General features: G+C 47.0%; 3 tRNA genes. All 3 read left to right on the forward strand.

Annotated features, from left to right (window positions below):
- Positions 1 to 232 precede the first annotated feature (232 nt).
- A tRNA-Leu gene (locus tag A3712_RS23030) sits at positions 233 to 317 on the forward strand.
- Between the two features lie 30 nt (positions 318 to 347).
- Positions 348 to 422 (forward strand) — tRNA-Gln (locus tag A3712_RS23035).
- An 82-nt stretch (positions 423 to 504) separates the two neighbouring features.
- A tRNA-Leu gene (locus tag A3712_RS23040) sits at positions 505 to 589 on the forward strand.
- Positions 590 to 748: the final 159 nt, after the last annotated feature.

Genomic DNA, 748 nt, shown 5'->3' on the forward strand with positions numbered 1-748 from the left:
GGTTCTGGCGCCGAGAGGTGTGAGAGTTCAAGTCTCTCCGACCGCATCATTATTTCTCTGTCTTTAGAGCACAAATCGACATTCTACTAGATTCATAATTGGCTACTTAGCTCAGCTGGTTCGAGCACATCACTCATAATGATGGGGTCGCAGGCTCAAATCCCGCAGTAGCCACCACTTATGTAACGTCATATTGAATCACCAATATTCAATATGACTATAAAGATTTGCTGCGGTCGTGGCGGAATTGGTAGACGCACCAGATTTAGGTTCTGGCGCCGAGAGGTGTGAGAGTTCAAGTCTCTCCGACCGCACCATTATTTAGATGTCTTAATTGATGTCATTGTTGGGCTATCGCCAAGCGGTAAGGCACCGGCTTTTGATGCCGGCATTCCCTGGTTCGAATCCAGGTAGCCCAGCCACTATTTAAAACTCCTTGCTAACAGCAATGAGCACAACGTTTTATTGAGTCACCAATACTCAGTATAACTATAAAGATTTGCTGCGGTCGTGGCGGAATTGGTAGACGCACCAGATTTAGGTTCTGGCGCCGAGAGGTGTGAGAGTTCAAGTCTCTCCGACCGCACCATTATTTCNNTGTCNTAATTGACATCATTGTTGCGCCATCACCAATCGGTTAGGCACCGGCTGTTGATATCGGCATTCCCTGGTTCTAATCCAGTCTGCCCAGCCCCTATTTAAAACTCCTTGCTAACAGCAATGAGCACAACGTTTTATTGAGTCACCA

Source organism: Vibrio sp. HI00D65, from assembly GCF_001635455.1.
Lineage (GTDB): Bacteria > Pseudomonadota > Gammaproteobacteria > Enterobacterales > Vibrionaceae > Vibrio.